Here is a 17,621-nt window from a genome sequence, read left to right as displayed (position 1 = left end):
AAGGTAGGGTAACACCTACTGGAGGCCCGAACCCACGCACGTTGAAAAGTGCGGGGATGAGGTGTGGCTAGCGGTGAAATTCCAATCGAACTCGGAGATAGCTGGTTCTCCCCGAAATAGCTTTAGGGCTAGCCTCGGATCGGGACCCCGCCGGACGTGAGCGTAAGCTTGCGTTCGGTGGGTCCAATAAGAGTCTTGGAGGTAGAGCACTGATTGGGCTAGGGGCCCTCATCGGGTTACCGAACTCAGTCAAACTCCGAATGCCAATGACTTATGTCCGGGAGTCAGACGATGAGTGCTAAGATCCATCGTCAAGAGGGAAACAGCCCAGACCATCAGCTAAGGTCCCCAAGTGTATGTTAAGTGGGAAACGATGTGGAGTTGCCCAGACAACCAGGATGTTGGCTTAGAAGCAGCCACCATTTAAAGAGTGCGTAATAGCTCACTGGTCGAGTGACTCTGCGCGGAAAATGTAACGGGGCTAAACATACCACCGAAGCTATGGCAGTCCTTACGGACTGGGTAGGGGAGCGTTCCAAGCAGCAGTGAAGCCGTACCGGAAGGAGCGGTGGAGCGCTTGGAAGTGAGAATGCCGGTGTAAGTAGCGAAAAGACAAGTGAGAATCTTGTCCACCGAAAGCCTAAGGTTTCCTGGGGAAGGCTCGTCCTCCCAGGGTTAGTCGGGACCTAAGCTGAGGCCGAAAGGCGTAGGCGATGGACAACAGGTTGATATTCCTGTACCACCTCTGTACCGTTTGAGCAATGGCGTGACGCAGGAGGATAGGGTGAGCGGCCTACTGGATGGCCGTCCAAGCAGCAAGCCTGGTGTGTAGGCAAATCCGCACACTATCAAGGGCAAGCTGTGATGGCGAGGGAAATTTAAGTACCGAAGTCCCTGATTTCACACTGCCAAGAAAAGCGTCTAGCGAGGAACAAGGTGCCCGTACCGCAAACCGACACAGGTAGGCGAGGAGAGAATCCTAAGGTGCGCGGGATAACTCTTGCTAAGGAACTCGGCAAAATGGCCCCGTAACTTCGGGAGAAGGGGCGCCCCGGTAGGGTGAGGGACCCCGCCTGACGCGAGCGTAAGCTTGTGTCAGGTGGGCTGAGCCCGAGGGGGCCGCAGTGAAAAGGCCCAAGCGACTGTTTAGCAAAAACACAGGTCTCTGCGAAGCCGCAAGGCGAAGTATAGGGGCTGACGCCTGCCCGGTGCTGGAAGGTTAAGGGGATGGGTTAGCGCAAGCGAAGCTTTGAACCGAAGCCCCAGTAAACGGCGGCCGTAACTATAACGGTCCTAAGGTAGCGAAATTCCTTGTCGGGTAAGTTCCGACCCGCACGAAAGGCGTAACGACTTGGGCGCTGTCTCGGCAAGAGACCCGGTGAAATCATAATACCTGTGAAGATGCAGGTTACCCGCGACAAGACGGAAAGACCCCATGGAGCTTTACTGTAGCCTGGTATTGGAACTTTGTGCATCATGTACAGGATAGGTGGGAAGCTGAGAAGCAGGGGCGCCAGCCTCTGTGGAGCTGTCGGTGGGATACCACCCTTGATGTACGGAGTTTCTAACTCATCACCCTGATCGGGTGAGAGGACCATGCCAGGTGGGCAGTTTGACTGGGGCGGTCGCCTCCTAAAAGGTAACGGAGGCGCCCAAAGGTTCCCTCAGAATGGTCGGAAATCATTCGTAGAGTGTAAAGGCAGAAGGGAGCTTGACTGCGAGACCTACAAGTCGAGCAGGGACGAAAGTCGGGCTTAGTGATCCGGTGGTTCCGCATGGAAGGGCCATCGCTCAACGGATAAAAGCTACCCTGGGGATAACAGGCTTATCTCCCCCAAGAGTCCACATCGACGGGGAGGTTTGGCACCTCGATGTCGGCTCATCGCATCCTGGGGCTGAAGTAGGTCCCAAGGGTTGGGCTGTTCGCCCATTAAAGCGGTACGCGAGCTGGGTTCAGAACGTCGTGAGACAGTTCGGTCCCTATCTGTCGCGGGCGCAGGAAGTTTGAGGAGAGCTGTCCTTAGTACGAGAGGACCGGGATGGACGCACCGCTGGTGCACCAGTTGTCACGCCAGTGGCACAGCTGGGTAGCTATGTGCGGAAGGGATAAGCGCTGAAAGCATCTAAGCGTGAAGCCCCCTCCAAGATGAGACTTCCCACAGCGCAAGCTGGTAAGACCCCTCATAGACGATGAGGTTGATAGGTTCGGTGTGGAAGCGCGGCAACGCGTGGAGCTGACGAATACTAATCGGTCGAGGACTTATCCACAAACCTTTAGCAATCATGCATATCCAGTTTTGAAGGTACATGAATCACACGGAGAGTTACCCAAGAGGCCGAAGGGGACGGTTTGCTAAACCGTTAGTATGCGCAAGCGTAGCGAGGGTTCGAATCCCTCACTCTCCGCCACAATACCTTTGGCGGTGTAGCTCAGCTGGCTAGAGCGTTCGGTTCATACCCGAAAGGTCGGGGGTTCGAGCCCCTCCGCCGCTACCATAGGGGCATAGTTTAAAGGTAGAACGAAGGTCTCCAAAACCTTTGGTGTGGGTTCGATTCCTACTGCCCCTGCCAAGAAAAAGATTCATGTATATGGCGGTCGTGGCGAAGGGGTTAACGCACCGGATTGTGGCTCCGGCATTCGTGGGTTCGAGTCCCATCGATCGCCCCATTATGGGAGTATAGCCAAGTGGTAAGGCACGGGTCTGCAAAACCTTCACCCCCGGTTCAAATCCGGGTACTCCCTCCATTTTTCATGTCCCAGTAGCTCAGCTGGATAGAGCAACGGCCTTCTAAGCCGTCGGTCGGGAGTTCGAATCTCTCCTGGGACGCCACTTTATACATTTTGCGGTCGTGGTGGAATTGGCAGACACACCATCTTGAGGGGGTGGCGGGGCGACCCGTGCGAGTTCGAGTCTCGCCGACCGCATGATATAACCATAAGAGAGAGAAGCAGTTTCTTGCTATGGCCCGTTGGTGAAGCGGTTTAACACAGCAGCCTTTCACGCTGTCATACAGGGGTTCGAATCCCCTACGGGTCACCATTTTTTGGCATATTCTTTTGAAGCAAAGCCTTTGTCTAAGGGCTTTTTTTTCTTTTCATTTACCTGTTTATCGAATAGAACCGCAGTAAGGTGGGAATGGTGATAAAAGCGCCTCCATTTTCCCACTTTTGATTCATTGCGATCCAGTCGATTTTGAGGTAAACTTCCAATTGAGAAAAAGAAAAAGTAAAAAAATGGAAAAGGAACCTGAACCAAGACAAGATAAAAAACAGGTTTAGGTCGAGGAGAAGAAATTCATGAGTGCATTAAGAGAGATCATTGAGGGATTGTTCATCGGATTTACCACTACGGTCAGTGTTGTCGGTACCTACCAGACACTCGTGTCAAGTGCAGGACTGTTCCGCAGAAAGGAACAGGTTACTCACGAGCCAGAGAAAACATTTGCCGTATTGGTTGCAGCACACAATGAGAGCGCTGTGATTGCGCCACTCATTGAAAACTTGAAAAAACTGGATTACCCCCGTGAGAAGTACGATATCTTCGTCATTTGCGACAACTGTACAGATAATACAGCGGAGATCGCACGGGAGCACGGAGCCTATGCTTGCGAGCGTTTTGACACCTCCAAGCGAGGAAAAGGATTTGGCATTGAATGGATGTTGGAAAACCTTTGGGCCATGCCCAAGCAGTATGATGCGGTAGTCATGTTTGACGCTGACAACCTGGTCGAGAAAAACTTCTTGCAAGTGATGAATGACCGATTGTGCAAAGGCGCACGTGTTATCCAAGGTTATCTGGATTCCAAAAACCCGTTCGATTCGTGGATTACCCTTTCGTATGCAGTAACGTATTGGTTTACAAACCGGATGTGGCAATTGGCGCGGCATAATCTGGGTTTGCCCAATACTTTGGGCGGTACGGGACTTTGCATCGAGAGTAATTTGCTAAAAGAAATGGGATGGGGAGCCACCAGTCTGACGGAAGACCTGGAGTTTGCCACGCGATGTATTGAGCGGGGAATATACCCGACCTGGGCCCACGATACAAAGGTTTGGGATGAAAAGCCGATTGACCTGAGAGCATCCATGCGTCAGCGATTGCGCTGGATGCAAGGCCATTACGATGTGGCTGGACGCTACATTGGCTCGGTGCTGAAAAATGGTTTGCTAAAGCGTAAGCTGGGCATGCTGGATGCGGCTTTTTATCTGTTTCAACCGATGTATGTGTTGATGGTGACGATGATGTCGCTGCTCTTTATGGGCCGATTCTTTGAAATCGACATGCTCATGCCGATCGCAACCATTCTTCCCAACTGGCTGATCTATGGTTCCACAGCCATGTTCTACCTGTTGCCGATTTTGGCTCTTTTCTTGGATAAGGTACCGTGGAAGGGTTACCTTGGTCTGCTGCTCTTGCCCTTCTTTTTCCTGACATGGCTGCCGATCATGTTTTATGCCTTCTTTACGAAGAAAAACCAGGTCTGGAGTCATACCTCTCATACACGGGCAATCCGGATCGAAGAGATTCAACAATAGAAAAGAGACACAAAAAACCACAGGGCACCTCCCCTGTGGTTTCCTGTTTTGAAGCCTCTCATATCGGACGTTTGATTTGGTATAATGTGTATGGGTTTCACCGGGAAGCCCCCTGCGGGGACGGCAGATGTGGCTTCGCGTGGAAGTATTTTCGAGGTAGTATTGCCACCGGGAAGCCCCCTGCGGGGACAGCAGATGAGGCTTCGCGTGGAAGTATTTTCGAGGTAGTATTGCCACCGGGAAGCCCCCTGCGGGGACAACAGATGTGGCTTCGCGAGGAAGTAATTTCGAGGTAGTTTCAGCCACCGGGAAGCCCCCTGCGGGGACAGCAGATGAGGCTTCGCGTGGAAGAAAGTTCGAAGTAGTTTCAGCCACCGGGAGGGAGTCGGGACGATGGATGCGCGGATGACACCGCTGGAATCACCCCAGTTGTGGGGAGACAAGCGTTATCATACATGGAATTATCACCTACGCAACACGTTTCAAGAGAAGATCTTTAAAGTGCCGCTGGATGGGGGCTTCAGCTGCCCCAATCGGGACGGCAGTGTCGCCACGGGTGGATGCACGTTTTGCAGTGCGAGGGGTTCGGGAGACTTTGCAGGAGATCGTCGGATGAATCTGGAGAAACAGTTTGACGATGTGAAAAACCGGATGCATCAAAAATGGCCGACTGCCAAATACCTTGGATTTTTTCAAGCCTACACAAACACTTATGCCCCTGTAGAGGAGCTTCGTGAGATGTACGAGGTTGTTCTGAAACAGGAGGGAGTTGTGGGTCTGTCGATTGCGACAAGACCGGATTGCTTGCCGGATGATGTTGTGGAGTATCTGGCTGAGTTGAATGAACGGACGTACCTCTGGGTTGAGCTGGGCCTGCAAACCATCCACGAACGTACAGCTCAATTGATTAACCGGGCCCATGACTACCAGTGCTATCTGGATGGGGTAGAAAAACTGCGGAAGCACAAGATCCGGGTCTGCTCGCATATCATCTACGGCTTGCCTGGGGAAACCCACGAGGACATGATGGAGACAGCAAAAGCGGTATCTCATCTGGATGTGCAGGGAATCAAAATCCATCTGCTTCATCTGCTGCGAAAAACACCGATGGTCAAACAGTACGAGGCTGGACTCTTGGAGTTTCTGACACAGGAGGAGTATACCAAGCTGGTCGTCGATACGTTGGAGATTCTGCCGCCGGAGATGATTGTGCATCGGGTGACGGGAGACGGACCTCGCGATCTGTTGATCGGTCCCATGTGGAGCCGGAAAAAATGGGAGGTTCTCAACGGAATGGACAAAGAACTGGTTCGTCGAAACAGTTGGCAAGGGAAGCTGTACAGCCGCGGAGAAAGATAGGTTGTCGCACTCCCGAAACAAGCAATACTACAGAGCATGATTCATCGTAAGCACAAAGAGGGCGTACCACGGTCTGTGAAAGACTCGTGTGTACGTCCTCCTTTTATTGGCTCTGCAGGCCTAGGTCGATACGTGTGCAAGGACTTTGCGCGCTCTGCCCGGATAATTCGTGATCACCCCGTCTACCCCCATCTGAGCTGCTTTACGGATCGAGGAAGCAGAATCCAGCGTCCAGCCGAGTACACGAAAACCGTGTTCTTTGGCCGTTTTCACGAGATGAGGGCTCAGTTGGTCATCGGGGACATGCAGCTCGTCTGCCTTGTATTGTTTTCCAACAGTCCAGGGATGCTGTATCGGTCCTACGTACAATAGCCCGGTCGTCTGCCGGGGATCAAGTTTTTTTACAGTGAGCAAGCTATCGAAATTAAAGGAAGAGATGACGGTACGTTCACGCAGATCGTATTGGCGGATCAGCTCCAGTACTTGTTCCTCCAAAAGCGGTTGCGGATAGAAAAAATTCTTCAGTTCAATGCAAAAGTGCAGCTTGGTCGGAGCAAATTCGTGGAAAACCTCGCGCAAGCCGGGTATCCGTACGGTACGCTGGCGGATGGGGTGCAACTTGTCTGCCCGAAGCTTTTTTAATTGCTCGAAGGTCTGCTGATGAACCATCCCATGACCGTTCGTGGTTCTCTCCAGGTAATGATCATGGAGGACGACAGGCTTGTGATCTTTGCTCAACTGAACGTCCAGTTCAATCCCGTTTGCCCGGCGCCGAACGGCAGCGCGGAAAGCTTCCATCGTATTTTCCGGATAGCTGCCGGAAGCACCGCGATGAGCATAGATAAAGGGGGGCACGAGAGCTTCCTCCTTCCGTATGGACTACACTGGCCATGTCATGAGTACGTTATTACATACATATGTAAGCAGCCCCTCTCTACGACTAGAAGAGAGGCAAAAGCAAAAAATCAGTTGCAGGAACAGAGAATAATCACCAGCAATATAAACAGGACCAGGATCAAAGCACTGCCGTTGTTATTGCAGCCGCAACTCATTTTTATCTCTCCTTTCAATAAGAGCTATGATACTTTATGTAAGGACCGAACAAATGGCTATGGCCAAATGCCCGCCCTGGCAACAGAAAAACAAGATTTTATACAGACTGGAGAATGAAACGGAAACACAACATGATACAATGACAGATAACGAATAAAGTACGGAAATGGGAAGGCGGGATCTGCACATGATGGACGCATCCAAGCTGATTGCTTCGGGAGATTTGGTCATCGATCATCGAAATCGACGGGTAAAACTTCATTCATATGCTGTTGATGAAATTGTTCAACTCCACGCGAAAATGAAAGAGCTGGCAGAGGAATCAGAAGCGACGAAACTGATTGTCTACGCAAAAAAGCAAGACATTCCGGCATGGCAGAGTTTGGGCTATCAAATAGAAGGGGTCATTGATGGCTTTTTTCAGGGAGAAAATGCTCATTTGCTCGCCTGTTTTTTAACGTCAGAACGCGCCTCATCTACCCATCCCCAAACAGCGGAGGATATTCTGAAGCTGAGTTTGTCAAAGGCTGGTGCACTGGAAGAAAAGCCATTGCCAGAGGGATATACACTGCGTGAGGGGAGAGAAGAAGACGCCGAAGAGCTGGCCAATTTGTACAGGACCGTGTTTCCGACCTATCCGACACCGATGGATGACCCGGAATACGTACGCAAAACGATGAGTGACTCCACTTATTACATGGTGATTGAATATCAGGGAAGCATCGCTTGTGCCGCATCTGCTGAGGTAACCCCGCGATATGGGTCGGCAGAGATGACAGATTGCGCTACACATCCGGAGCATCTGGGCAAGGGTTTGCTGCAGCCGATATTTAAAGCGCTGGAAGAGAAAATGAAGGAGATGGGCATCTTTTATCTCTACACGCTGACACGTGCCCAGTCGGCAGGTATGAACGTAACGGCTGCGAAGCACGGTTACCAATACCGGGGCCGACTGGTAAACAATTGTACGATTTTTTCGGGCTATGAGGACATGAACATCTGGGTAAAACCATTGCGACCTGTACGTGAGTAGTTCACATTTTATCCGGGTAGAGCTTCTCCTGTAGGCGCCGGGCCATAAAAGCAAGCTGAAGCTGCCAGCGCTGATGGGCATCCTCCAGGTCAAATCCGGTTTTTTCTTTGATCTGGGTCAGGCGGTATGTCAGCGTATGGCGGTGAATATAGAGGGCTTGTGCGGTTTGGAGGCCGTTTCCGTTATGGGCTAAATACATATCCAGGGTCTCCAGCAACTGCTGGTTATGCTTGGAATCATGCTGCAGCAACGGCTCAAGAAGCGGTCTCCAGATCGCCTCCAAACTCTCTGTTTGCCGGTGGTAAGGAAAGAGAAACTGATAGCCGCGCATCTGACGATAGGACAATAGCGCAGGTGATTGTGCGAGCAGTGGATATGCCTGCATGGCAAACGACGCTTCATGTACCGCATCGGCAAGCTCAGTCAATTGCCCGCGCGGATTGCTCAATCCAATGCGCAGCGAATACTCACGATGAAGCCGATCCCAGCGTGATGCGAATTGTTCGAGAAGCTGCCGGCTCTGCTGGTCATCGGACATGATAAACAGCAGTGATGAGGGACGCTCGCGCAGCAAATAGGAGCGATGGTGCGTATCAAACAGCCGCTTCATCAACGTGATGCAAGCCTGATGAAGCGAGGAGGAGAGAAGTGCCGGTGGGCCCTCGACCTGAACAGCCGCTACCAGATGGGAGCCTGCCAACGGATAACCGAGCATGCGGCACCGGCTTTCCAGCTCGGAGGCAGAAAACTCCCTTCCGCTCAACAACTCCTCGACAAAATCCCCTTTCAAGCGCCACTCTGTGGCAGCTACGGCATTTTCCTTAATGTATTCCATGGCACAGAGGGTAGCGGCATGCTGAAGGGCGACATCGTCCAGCTCTTTCCATTCTGAGCGGGGCTTGGCCAACTGCAACGTACCGAACCGTGTCCGATTGGCCCGGATGTCAACCGAATGAGCCTGCTCCAGCTCGCGGATTTCCGTTCGCTCTGTCTCCTCCCCGTCTGACATCCCATATACCTTGAAGCCGAGTGCATCGGTGAGGGATACCCGCCCGCCGGTCAAAGAAGCAAGCTTTTCCACGATGCCGTGCAAACCGCCCTTGGATAGCGCGGTCTCAATCATTTGGTGATGGATAGCCTGGGAATAGGCGAGGGTTTCAAACTGTCGATTTACGATCGGTTGCAGGATTGCTTTCGTAATTGTCGAAAAGTTCATTTCAACAGGGATTTCCATTAAAGGCAATTGATGCTGATTAGCCAGATCAATCAAATCTTGAGGAATCTCACGAAGATAGAAGCCTGTATGAAAAGCAATGCCGCTCAATTTCCGTTTGGCCAAGGCGGGAATGAGAGAAAGGCGGCGTTCTGTATTCTCAGCAAGTCCGAAGCCGGTCGTGATGAGAAATTCCCCTTCCTGCAACCGTTCTACATCCTCCAATACTTCAACAATCGTTACCCAGCGGATGGGAGTATCCACGCCGCCGGCTCCGCCAACGAGACGTATCTGCACCATGTCAGGAAGCTGGAGTGCTTCTCGAATTGTGATCGTCATGGCAAGTCCCCCTTTTTGTATCTCTTATACAAAATGTATAAAACATTCCGTCTCTTTGTCACGCTTTTTCTTGCAGCCAGTCGAATGGCACCCCATTCTGCTTCAGATAGGATGAAGGAAAGAAGGAGAGGTGGCTTTGATGGAAAGAAGCTATGTCATAAAGCCTGAGCTGGGGAAGACCTATCCCCAGGTTTCCCACGGCAAAGGGATCTATTTGTACGATGTGGCCGGCAAACGATACATCGATGGCTGTTCCGGCGCGGTCACGGCCAGTATCGGTCATGGCATTGAGGAGATTGCCGAGGCAATGCGGGAACAGGCTTTGAAGGTCTCGTTTGCCTATCGCTCGCATTTTAGCAGTGAAGCGGTGGAAGAGCTGGGCGCAAAGCTCGCATCGTGGGCGCCCGGCGAACTGAATTGGAGCTTTTTCGTAAACAGCGGGTCAGAAGCGACAGAGACGGCCCAGAAAATCGCGATTCAATACTGGCAAGAAAAAGGACGGCCCACCAAAACGAGAATGGTTTCCCGCTGGATGAGCTACCATGGCATTACGATGGGGGCCTTGTCGATGTCCGGCCATGTGTTGCGCAGAAAACGTTTTGTACCCCTGTTAGCTGATTATCCGACGATTTCACCCCCATACCCTTACCGCAGGCCAGATGGCATGTCACTTGAGCAATATGCCAGCCATTGTGCCAATGAGCTGGAGACCGCCATCTTGCGTGTAGGGCCTGATCAGCTTGCCGCTTTTATTGCCGAGCCGGTTATCGGGGCTTCCGGCGGAGCTGTGGTGCCCCCAGACGGTTATTTCCAGCGGATTCGCGAGATTTGTGATAAATACGATGTCCTGTTTATCGCTGACGAAGTCATGACCGGAGTCGGACGCACCGGGGAGAAGTTCGGCATGGACCACTGGGGAGTCAAGCCGGACCTGATGACGCTGGGCAAGGGGATGAGTGCGGGCTACACGCCGATGGCGGCGACAATGGCTACGGATGCGATCATTGACACCATTACCCGCGGCTCAGGGCTGATCATGGCAGGGCACACATACAGTGCCAATCCGCAGTCGGCAGCTGTCTCGCTGGCGGTCTTGCGCTACGTGGAAGCACATCATCTCGTGGAGAGGGCAGCCGTTCAGGGTGCTTACCTCCTGAAAAAACTGCAAGAGCTGGCAGAGGAGATTCCCCTGATCGGAGAAGCACGCGGATTGGGGCTTCTGTGCGGGCTGGAGTTCGTGAAGGAGAAAAAGACGCGGGAGCCATTCCCATTATCCAAAGGAGTTGCCAATCAGGTGATCGCCAAAGCGTTTGAAAACGGACTGCTGGTTTATCCGGCAACCGGAGGATTGGAAGGAATAGCCGGTGATTCGATTATCATCTCACCACCGCTGACGATTACGACCGAGGAGATCGATGAATTGGTCGAGCTGTTGAAAAAGACTGTGATGCAAGTCCAAGAGGATTTGAGAAAAGAGCAATCCTAGGCAAATGCATGGGGAGGAGGACAAATGGCAAACGGTTTTGACAAGGTAGTGACGATACAAGAGGTGCTGGCCCATTTCCATGATGGCATGACATTGTTAGCGGGAGGCTTCGGCGGGGTAGGCAATCCACCTACCCTGATCCAGGGCATTCTGGACAAAGGCGTCAAGGATATTACCCTGATCAGCAATGATACGGCGTTTCCCCATATCGGCATTGGGAAACTGATAACGGAAAGACGGGTAAAGAAAGTGATCGCTTCACATATCGGTTCCAACCCGAATGCCGGTGCACAGATGACAGCGGGAGAGCTGGAGGTGGAGTTTTGTCCCCAGGGCATTCTCGCCGAACGCGTGCGTGCTGGCGGTGTAGGGCTGGGCGGCATCCTTTCCGATATCGGCCTGGGCACCATCGCCGAAAAAGGGAAAGAGAAGGTGCTGGTGAACGACAAGGAATTCCTTCTGGAAACACCGCTTACCGCAGAAGTTGCGATTGTCCATGCTAAAAAGGCGGATCGCTTTGGCAATCTCGTCTACGATACCAGCGCTCGCAATTTCAATCCATTGGTGGCGATGGCAGGGGATATTACCATCGTGGAAGCCGATGAGATCGTGGAGATCGGAGCAATTGATCCGGAAGAGGTCGTGACGCCGGGCGTTTTTGTCAATTACATCGTGAAAAGTGAGGGGGTGAATTGGCAATGGGCGTGGGAGAAGTAAAGGAGACTGAGGGCTTTCGTGAAAAAATAGCGCGCAGGGCAGCTCAAGAGGTAGAGGATGGCATGATTATCAATCTGGGGATTGGTATTCCCACCCTGGTAGCCGACTTTATCCCTAAAGAGAAAAACGTATTGTTTCACGCAGAAAACGGCATTCTCGGCACGGGTCCAAGCCCGTTAAAAGGGGAAGAAAACCCGATGCTGTGCAACGCGGGAGGTTTCCCGGTCACACTCGCCGCCGGTGCATCGTTCTTTGACAGCGCTACAGCTTTTGCCATTATCCGCAGAGGGTTGCTCGACATGACGATTCTGGGCGTTTTAGAGGTGAGCCAACGCGGCGATATCGCCAACTGGATCCTACCAGGCAAAAGGGTGCCAGGTATGGGCGGGGCGATGGAACTAGCCCAAAAAGCAAAAAAAGTGATGGTATTGACGACGCATCTGGATAAAAACGGGAGATCGAAAATCGTCAAAGAATGCTCGCTTCCGTTGACTGCTGTCGGTGCTGCCCACTTGATCATCACCGATATGGCTGTGCTGGAGGTATGCTCGGATGGTCTGTATCTGCGTGAAGTAATGTATCCATATAGTGTGGCAGAGGTAATAGGGGCGACGGAAGCGGAATTAAAAATAGACAAAGAGGTCAGAGTTTTCCGATAAAGGAGGATTTCCATGACGAATTGGCATGAGCTGATACGGGAAAAGATGGAGATTGAACGTCCGGCAGCTACCGAATTGCTGAAGGAGTGGGTTCGAGAACCAAGTGTTCAGGGGAAGGAGGCTTCCATCCAGGAGAAGATTGCACAGAGACTGCATGCGATGGGGATGCAGGTTGATCTGTGGGTGATGGAGGGAGAAGAACTGATCCAGCACCCCTACTTCGTTTCCCCGCGAACTGAATTTTCCGGAAGTCCCAACGTTGTCGGCGTCTGGAAGGGAACGGGCGGCGGGCGATCACTGATTTTGAACGGACACGTTGATGTGGTGCCCGCAGGAGACCCGGCCCAGTGGTCGCATGATCCATTCAGCGGAGAAATCGTCGGCGGCAAGCTGTACGGTCGCGGCTCTACAGACATGAAGGGAGGAAACCTCTCCTCGCTGCTGGCGATTCAAATTTTGCAAGCACTTGGCATCCGCTTGAAAGGGGATGTGATCTTCCAGAGTGTCGTAGAAGAGGAAAGCGGAGGTGCGGGAACGCTCGCCACCATTTTGCGAGGGTACAAAGCGGACGCCGCTTTGATCCCGGAGCCGACCAACATGAAGATTTTCCCCAAGCAGCAAGGTTCAATGTGGTTTCGCTTGAGCGTCAAAGGCCGCTCTGCGCATGGCGGTACCCGTTATGAGGGGGTAAGCGCGATCGAGAAAAGCATGCAGGTCGTCTATGCGATCGCCAAGCTGGAAAAAGAGCGGAACGAACGCATTACCGATCCGCTGTATGCCAAACTGCCCATTCCGATCCCGATCAACATCGGCGTGATCGAAGGCGGCAAATGGCCCTCTTCGGTTGCCGATCTCGTCAAGCTGGAGGGGCGAATGGGTGTAGCGCCTGGCGAACAGATGGAAGACGCCAAACAGGAAATGGCGGAAGCCCTCTCTGAGTTGGCCAATCACGATCCCTGGTTTGCCGAGCATCCGGTCGAGCTGGAATGGTTCGGAGCCCGCTGGGTCCCGGGTGAAGTCGCTGAAAATCATCCCTTGATGGAAATTTTGCAGCAGCAGTTCGTTCGGGTCACAGGAGAACGCGCTGTTGTTGAGGCTTCCCCCTGGGGGACAGATGGCGGTCTGCTGACTGTGCTGGCTGATACGCCTGCCATCGTCGTGGGTCCGGGTACGACAGCCGTCGCCCATTATCCGAACGAGTCGGTCGAACTGGATGCCGTTTTCCGATGCGCCGAGATTTTTGCCTTGACGATGATGGAGTGGTGTGGGTACGAAGAATTTGAGTCATTCGAAAAATAACCGATGGAAGGGAGCAGATTCAGATGGATTCTACGCAAACCAAATTTATTCAACTGAAAACGGCTATTCCTGGCCCCAAAGCGCAGGAACTGCTGGCTCGAAAGGAAGATCACGTACCACGTGGCCCTTTTAACACGGTACCGACCTTCGTGGAGAAAGCAGAAGGTGCGCTGTTGACGGATGTGGACGGCAATACATTTATCGATTTTGGCGGTGCGATTGGAACGATCAACGCGGGTCACTGTCCGCCATCCGTCGTGGAAGCTTTGAAGGAACAACTGGATCAGTATATCCATACCTGCTTCCACGTGATGATGTACGAGCCGTATGTAAAATTGGCAGAGACGTTGAACAGAATTACCCCTGGCGCACATGCGAAAAAGACTTTCTTTCTGAACAGCGGAGCGGAAGCTGTCGAGAACGCCGTCAAGATTGCCCGGAAATACACCGGACGCAAGGCGATTATTTCCTTTGAGCGAGGCTTTCACGGCCGGACGCTTCTGGCCATGTCCCTGACCAGCAAGGTGCGACCGTACAAATACCAGTTTGGCCCCTTTGCTCCCGATGTTTACAAGATGAGCTATCCGTATTATTACCGCGCAACTCCGGGAACGACTCCCGAGGAGTGCGATGAACAGGTGCTGCGCCGTTTTGAGGACTTTTTCCTCGGAGAAGTGCCTGCTGACGAAGTGGCAGCCATCATCATGGAGCCGGTGCAGGGTGAAGGCGGATTTGTTATTCCGTCCAAACGGTTCGTACAGGGCGTAAAAGCGATCTGCGAAAAATATGGCATTCTGTTTATTGCGGATGAAGTGCAGACCGGATTTGGCCGGACCGGAAAAATGTTTGCGATGGAGCATTTTGGAGTAGAACCTGATCTGATCGTCATGTCCAAATCCCTCGGGGCAGGACTGCCGATTAGTGCCGTTACCGGACGGGCAGAAATCATGGATGCGCCCAACCCGGGAGAGATTGGGGGGACGTATGGGGGCAGTCCGCTTGGCTGTGTCGCTGCGCTGAAGGTAATCGAAATGATGGAGCAGGACGGATTCATGGATCGGGCCAATCAGATCGGAGACCAGATTCTACAGCGGTTTGAAGGATTCAGTGAGCGCTTTGAACAGGTAGGGGATGCCCGCGGAATCGGGGCGATGTGCGCGATTGAGATCGTCAAAGATAAGGCCGGCAAGGAGCCGGACAAAGAATTGACTGCCAAAATCGCACAGGCGTGTTGCCAGAGCGGTTTAGTGGTTCTCTCGGCCGGACTCTACAGCAACGTCATTCGGATTCTCTCACCGCTGGTCATCACCGATGAGCAACTGGAGGAAGGCTTGCGTGTGATGGAAAATGTATTGGAAACATTGTGTACACCTGTGAATTGACAGAGGCTTGAAGCAGGAGGAACGAAGCGGATTTTCATAAAAAGGCGATGAGAGAGGGAGGCTGGATTATGAAGAAGGCATGCTACATTGGAGGGCAATGGGTAGAGGCAGAGCGTTATTCACCGTTATACGCTCCTTACAGCGGCGAGCAAATTGCCGAAATTGCCCAGGCAGACAGTGATTTGGTAGAAAAAGCGATTACTGCTGCGCAGGAAGCAGCCCAGGTCATGCGCCGGATGCCAGCCTATCAACGGGCTGCTATACTGGAGAAAATCGCGCACATCATGGATCAGCGGCTGGAAGAAGCGGCCAAGATCATAGCCCTCGAAGCAGGGAAGCCGATCAAGACTGCACGGGGCGAGGTGATCCGGACGATTCAGACGTACAAGTTTGCGGCGGAAGAAGCCAAACGGATTCACGGTGAAACGCTCCCGCTGGATGCAGCAATCGGCGGGGAGGGACGCCTCGCATATACGGTGAGGGAGCCGCTCGGCGTAATTGGCGCGATTACACCTTTTAACTTTCCCATGAATCTCGTCGCCCATAAAGTGGGGCCCTCACTTGCAGCCGGGAATACGGTCGTTCTGAAGCCCGCTTCCCAAACACCGCTCTCTGCTTTCTTTTTGGCAGAGGTTGCCGAGCAGGCAGGCGTACCGGCAGGGGCACTCAATGTGGTGACCGGAAGCGGGGCCAGCGTGGGAGATTTGCTGGTGAAAGACCCGCGGGTAAAAGCGCTGACCTTTACCGGAAGTCCTGCAGTTGGGATTGACATTCGCAATCGGGCTGGCTTGAAGCGGGTCACGCTGGAGCTTGGTTCCAATTCTGCCGTGATTATTGACCGCGGTGTCAATCTGGATGAGGTGATCCCTCGCTGCATTTTTGGTGCATTCGCTTACTCTGGTCAGGTGTGTATTTCCGTACAGCGAATCTACGTGGTAAAGGAAGTATACGAGACGTTCCTGGAGCGGTTGATAGCCGAGACAAACAAGCTCCGCGGAGGCGACTCTCTGTCCGAAGAAGCCGATTATTCCGCGATGATTTCGCCAAAAGAGACAGATCGTGCCCTGGCCTGGATCGAAGAGGCCAAAGAGAGAGGGGCTCGGGTTGAGTGCGGCGGCAGCGTAGAAGGGCGCATACTGCAGCCGACTATTTTGACCGGGGTACCTGCCGACGCCAAACTGTCCTGCCAAGAGGTATTTGGTCCGATTGTCATCGTCAACGCCGTGGAATCCGTGGAAGAAGCGGTGGAATTGGTCAACGATTCCCGCTTTGGCTTGCAAGCCGGCGTTTATACGCAGAATCTTTCACTGGCGCTAAAATGTGCAGATGAGCTTCACGTCGGCGGTGTGATGATCAATGACATTCCGACCTTCCGCGTGGACCACATGCCGTATGGCGGGGTAAAAGAGAGCGGCATGGGGCGTGAGGGTATCAAATACGCAATCGAAGAGCTTACGGAACTGAAACTCGTCGTCGTAAAACGTTAGAAAAACAGGAAAGAGGGCTCCTCGTTTCGGAGGGGCTCTTTTGATATACCCTCTTGCAAACGGAAACAAAAATATGCTATAGTTAACGATGTAATTAATACGGAGGGATACCGAAGTGGTCATAACGGGGCGGTCTTGAAAACCGTTAGGGTGCAAGCCCACGGGGGTTCGAATCCCTCTCCCTCCGCCATACAAGTGCGATCAAAACGGATGTGAGCATCCGTTTTTTTATTTTTTCGTGTTAGTCAGCAGGGAAGGATGAAGAGCGATTGCGGACAAAAAAAAGAATAGCCCCCTGTTCGGGGGCACATCCATCCGTGTAAATCGGTGTTAAGAGCGCTTCATTGCATTTTCTTCTTTTTTCAACTGTACATCGAGAACAAAATTGCCAAAAGGGATGAGCGATGCGATAAACGCACCGACGGCGCGCAGGAAGGACCAGCGATTGGCGAAAAATACATGGGCGAGCGCAGCCATGAACAGCACAAAGAACACACCATGCAGGGAACCGGCGATGGTTACGGCTTTTGGCATGTCAGCCATATATTTGAGCGGCATGGCGATGCCAAGCAATACCAGATAGGAGATACCTTCGATGAGGCCGATAAAACGGAGTCGGCCGAGCGGCGTTTGTAGCAAATGGAACACCTCCAATGAATCGTACCACTAGTCAATATTCTATCGACTTATGAGAAGAGTCGCAATGGAACAGCAACAATTTAACACTGTTTGCAAGTGAAATATGTCGAAAACCAAAACTTTCTTCTGTAGCCATCCACTTCATATTCCCTAGTATGTAGAACATGATATATTCTTTAAGTAAGCACTCATACGAGCTTCTTGGGGGCTGCGGCGACTTAGTAACGCAGAGCGAGTCGCCGCTTATTTTTTTCGCACTGCTAAACAGACGGCAAGGCTTTCTTTCGCATACTAAATATACCGATTGAGTATATCTAAAGATATATACTATAATATAGATACAACCTCATAACCTTGAGTTCTTCTCCCTGACGCTTTTCTTGTCAGGGATTTTTTATGGCAAGAAAGCTGATTTTAT

Annotated in this window: 13 protein-coding genes, 9 tRNA genes and 1 rRNA gene (1 of these 23 running past the window's edge); 19 read left to right on the top strand and 4 right to left on the bottom strand. The window is 52.3% G+C overall.

The window, feature by feature from the left end:
* From NDK47_RS16925 to NDK47_RS16875, 11 genes are all read left to right on the top strand, one after another.
* Window positions 1-2,268: ribosomal RNA gene (locus tag NDK47_RS16925) — 23S ribosomal RNA — on the top strand; it begins 749 nt to the left of the window's first position.
* A 50-nt stretch (window positions 2,269-2,318) separates the two neighbouring features.
* A tRNA-Ser gene (locus tag NDK47_RS16920) sits at window positions 2,319-2,409 on the top strand.
* Window positions 2,410-2,419: 10 nt separating this feature from the next.
* Window positions 2,420-2,496 (top strand) — tRNA-Met (locus NDK47_RS16915).
* A gap of 1 nt (window position 2,497) precedes the next feature.
* A tRNA-Trp gene (locus NDK47_RS16910) sits at window positions 2,498-2,571 on the top strand.
* A gap of 21 nt (window positions 2,572-2,592) precedes the next feature.
* Window positions 2,593-2,668: transfer RNA gene (locus NDK47_RS16905), tRNA-His, on the top strand.
* 4 nt (window positions 2,669-2,672) lie between these two features.
* Window positions 2,673-2,746, top strand: a tRNA-Cys gene (locus NDK47_RS16900).
* Window positions 2,747-2,754: 8 nt separating this feature from the next.
* Window positions 2,755-2,831: transfer RNA gene (locus NDK47_RS16895), tRNA-Arg, on the top strand.
* A 13-nt stretch (window positions 2,832-2,844) separates the two neighbouring features.
* Window positions 2,845-2,926: transfer RNA gene (locus tag NDK47_RS16890), tRNA-Leu, on the top strand.
* A 38-nt stretch (window positions 2,927-2,964) separates the two neighbouring features.
* Window positions 2,965-3,041, top strand: a tRNA-Glu gene (locus NDK47_RS16885).
* Window positions 3,042-3,298: 257 nt separating this feature from the next.
* Entirely contained in the window at window positions 3,299-4,537 is a 1,239-nt protein-coding gene (locus tag NDK47_RS16880) for a glycosyltransferase family 2 protein (protein ID WP_251870916.1), read from the top strand.
* 393 nt (window positions 4,538-4,930) lie between these two features.
* Complete coding sequence (locus NDK47_RS16875) at window positions 4,931-5,896, top strand: tRNA modification radical SAM protein MnmL/YtqA (RefSeq protein ID WP_251870915.1); 966 nt, start codon at window positions 4,931-4,933, stop codon at window positions 5,894-5,896.
* A 120-nt stretch (window positions 5,897-6,016) separates the two neighbouring features.
* Here the strand turns inward: NDK47_RS16875 and NDK47_RS16870 are convergent, their stop codons facing one another.
* Together NDK47_RS16870 and NDK47_RS16865 are read right to left on the bottom strand one after the other, a co-directional pair.
* Window positions 6,017-6,751: a glycerophosphodiester phosphodiesterase gene (locus tag NDK47_RS16870; protein WP_251870914.1), complete on the bottom strand. Its 735-nt coding sequence runs from the start codon at window positions 6,749-6,751 to the stop codon at window positions 6,017-6,019.
* 110 nt (window positions 6,752-6,861) lie between these two features.
* Window positions 6,862-6,948 carry a YjcZ family sporulation protein gene (locus NDK47_RS16865; protein ID WP_251876219.1) on the bottom strand — a complete coding sequence of 29 codons (87 nt, stop codon included), beginning with the start codon at window positions 6,946-6,948 and terminating at the stop codon, window positions 6,862-6,864.
* A 188-nt stretch (window positions 6,949-7,136) separates the two neighbouring features.
* Between NDK47_RS16865 and ablB the strand changes: the two genes are divergently transcribed.
* Window positions 7,137-7,982 carry a putative beta-lysine N-acetyltransferase gene (ablB, locus tag NDK47_RS16860; RefSeq protein ID WP_251870913.1) on the top strand — a complete coding sequence of 282 codons (846 nt, stop codon included), beginning with the start codon at window positions 7,137-7,139 and terminating at the stop codon, window positions 7,980-7,982.
* 1 nt (window position 7,983) lies between these two features.
* On the opposite strand, the gene NDK47_RS16855 is transcribed toward ablB, so the two are convergent.
* Window positions 7,984-9,534 (bottom strand): PucR family transcriptional regulator, encoded by a 1,551-nt coding sequence (locus NDK47_RS16855; RefSeq protein WP_251870912.1) that lies wholly within the window; start codon window positions 9,532-9,534, stop codon window positions 7,984-7,986.
* Between the two features lie 139 nt (window positions 9,535-9,673).
* Here NDK47_RS16855 and NDK47_RS16850 point away from each other — a divergent pair, with 139 nt between their 5' ends.
* From NDK47_RS16850 to NDK47_RS16820, 7 genes are all read left to right on the top strand, one after another.
* The gene (locus tag NDK47_RS16850; protein ID WP_251870911.1) at window positions 9,674-11,020 is read left to right on the top strand and encodes an aspartate aminotransferase family protein; all 1,347 of its coding nucleotides are present in this window, start codon (window positions 9,674-9,676) and stop codon (window positions 11,018-11,020) included.
* Between the two features lie 24 nt (window positions 11,021-11,044).
* Complete coding sequence (locus NDK47_RS16845; RefSeq protein WP_251870910.1) at window positions 11,045-11,737, top strand: 3-oxoacid CoA-transferase subunit A; 693 nt, start codon at window positions 11,045-11,047, stop codon at window positions 11,735-11,737.
* Window positions 11,719-12,396: a 3-oxoacid CoA-transferase subunit B gene (locus tag NDK47_RS16840; protein WP_251870909.1), complete on the top strand. Its 678-nt coding sequence runs from the start codon at window positions 11,719-11,721 to the stop codon at window positions 12,394-12,396. The genes NDK47_RS16845 and NDK47_RS16840 overlap by 19 nt, the downstream gene beginning before the upstream one ends.
* A gap of 12 nt (window positions 12,397-12,408) precedes the next feature.
* Window positions 12,409-13,695 carry a peptidase gene (locus tag NDK47_RS16835; RefSeq protein ID WP_251870908.1) on the top strand — a complete coding sequence of 429 codons (1,287 nt, stop codon included), beginning with the start codon at window positions 12,409-12,411 and terminating at the stop codon, window positions 13,693-13,695.
* Between the two features lie 23 nt (window positions 13,696-13,718).
* Entirely contained in the window at window positions 13,719-15,077 is a 1,359-nt protein-coding gene (gabT, locus tag NDK47_RS16830; RefSeq protein WP_251870907.1) for a 4-aminobutyrate--2-oxoglutarate transaminase, read from the top strand.
* 68 nt (window positions 15,078-15,145) lie between these two features.
* Window positions 15,146-16,564 carry an aldehyde dehydrogenase family protein gene (locus NDK47_RS16825; RefSeq protein WP_251870906.1) on the top strand — a complete coding sequence of 473 codons (1,419 nt, stop codon included), beginning with the start codon at window positions 15,146-15,148 and terminating at the stop codon, window positions 16,562-16,564.
* A 101-nt stretch (window positions 16,565-16,665) separates the two neighbouring features.
* A tRNA-Ser gene (locus NDK47_RS16820) sits at window positions 16,666-16,754 on the top strand.
* A gap of 140 nt (window positions 16,755-16,894) precedes the next feature.
* On the opposite strand, the gene NDK47_RS16815 is transcribed toward NDK47_RS16820, so the two are convergent.
* A complete protein-coding gene (locus tag NDK47_RS16815) occupies window positions 16,895-17,203 on the bottom strand; it encodes a DUF3817 domain-containing protein (protein WP_251870905.1) in 309 nt (102 codons plus the stop codon).
* Window positions 17,204-17,621: the final 418 nt, after the last annotated feature.

Source organism: Brevibacillus ruminantium (assembly GCF_023746555.1).
Lineage (GTDB): Bacteria > Bacillota > Bacilli > Brevibacillales > Brevibacillaceae > Brevibacillus > Brevibacillus ruminantium.
This window is presented reverse-complemented; position numbering and strand designations above follow the sequence as displayed.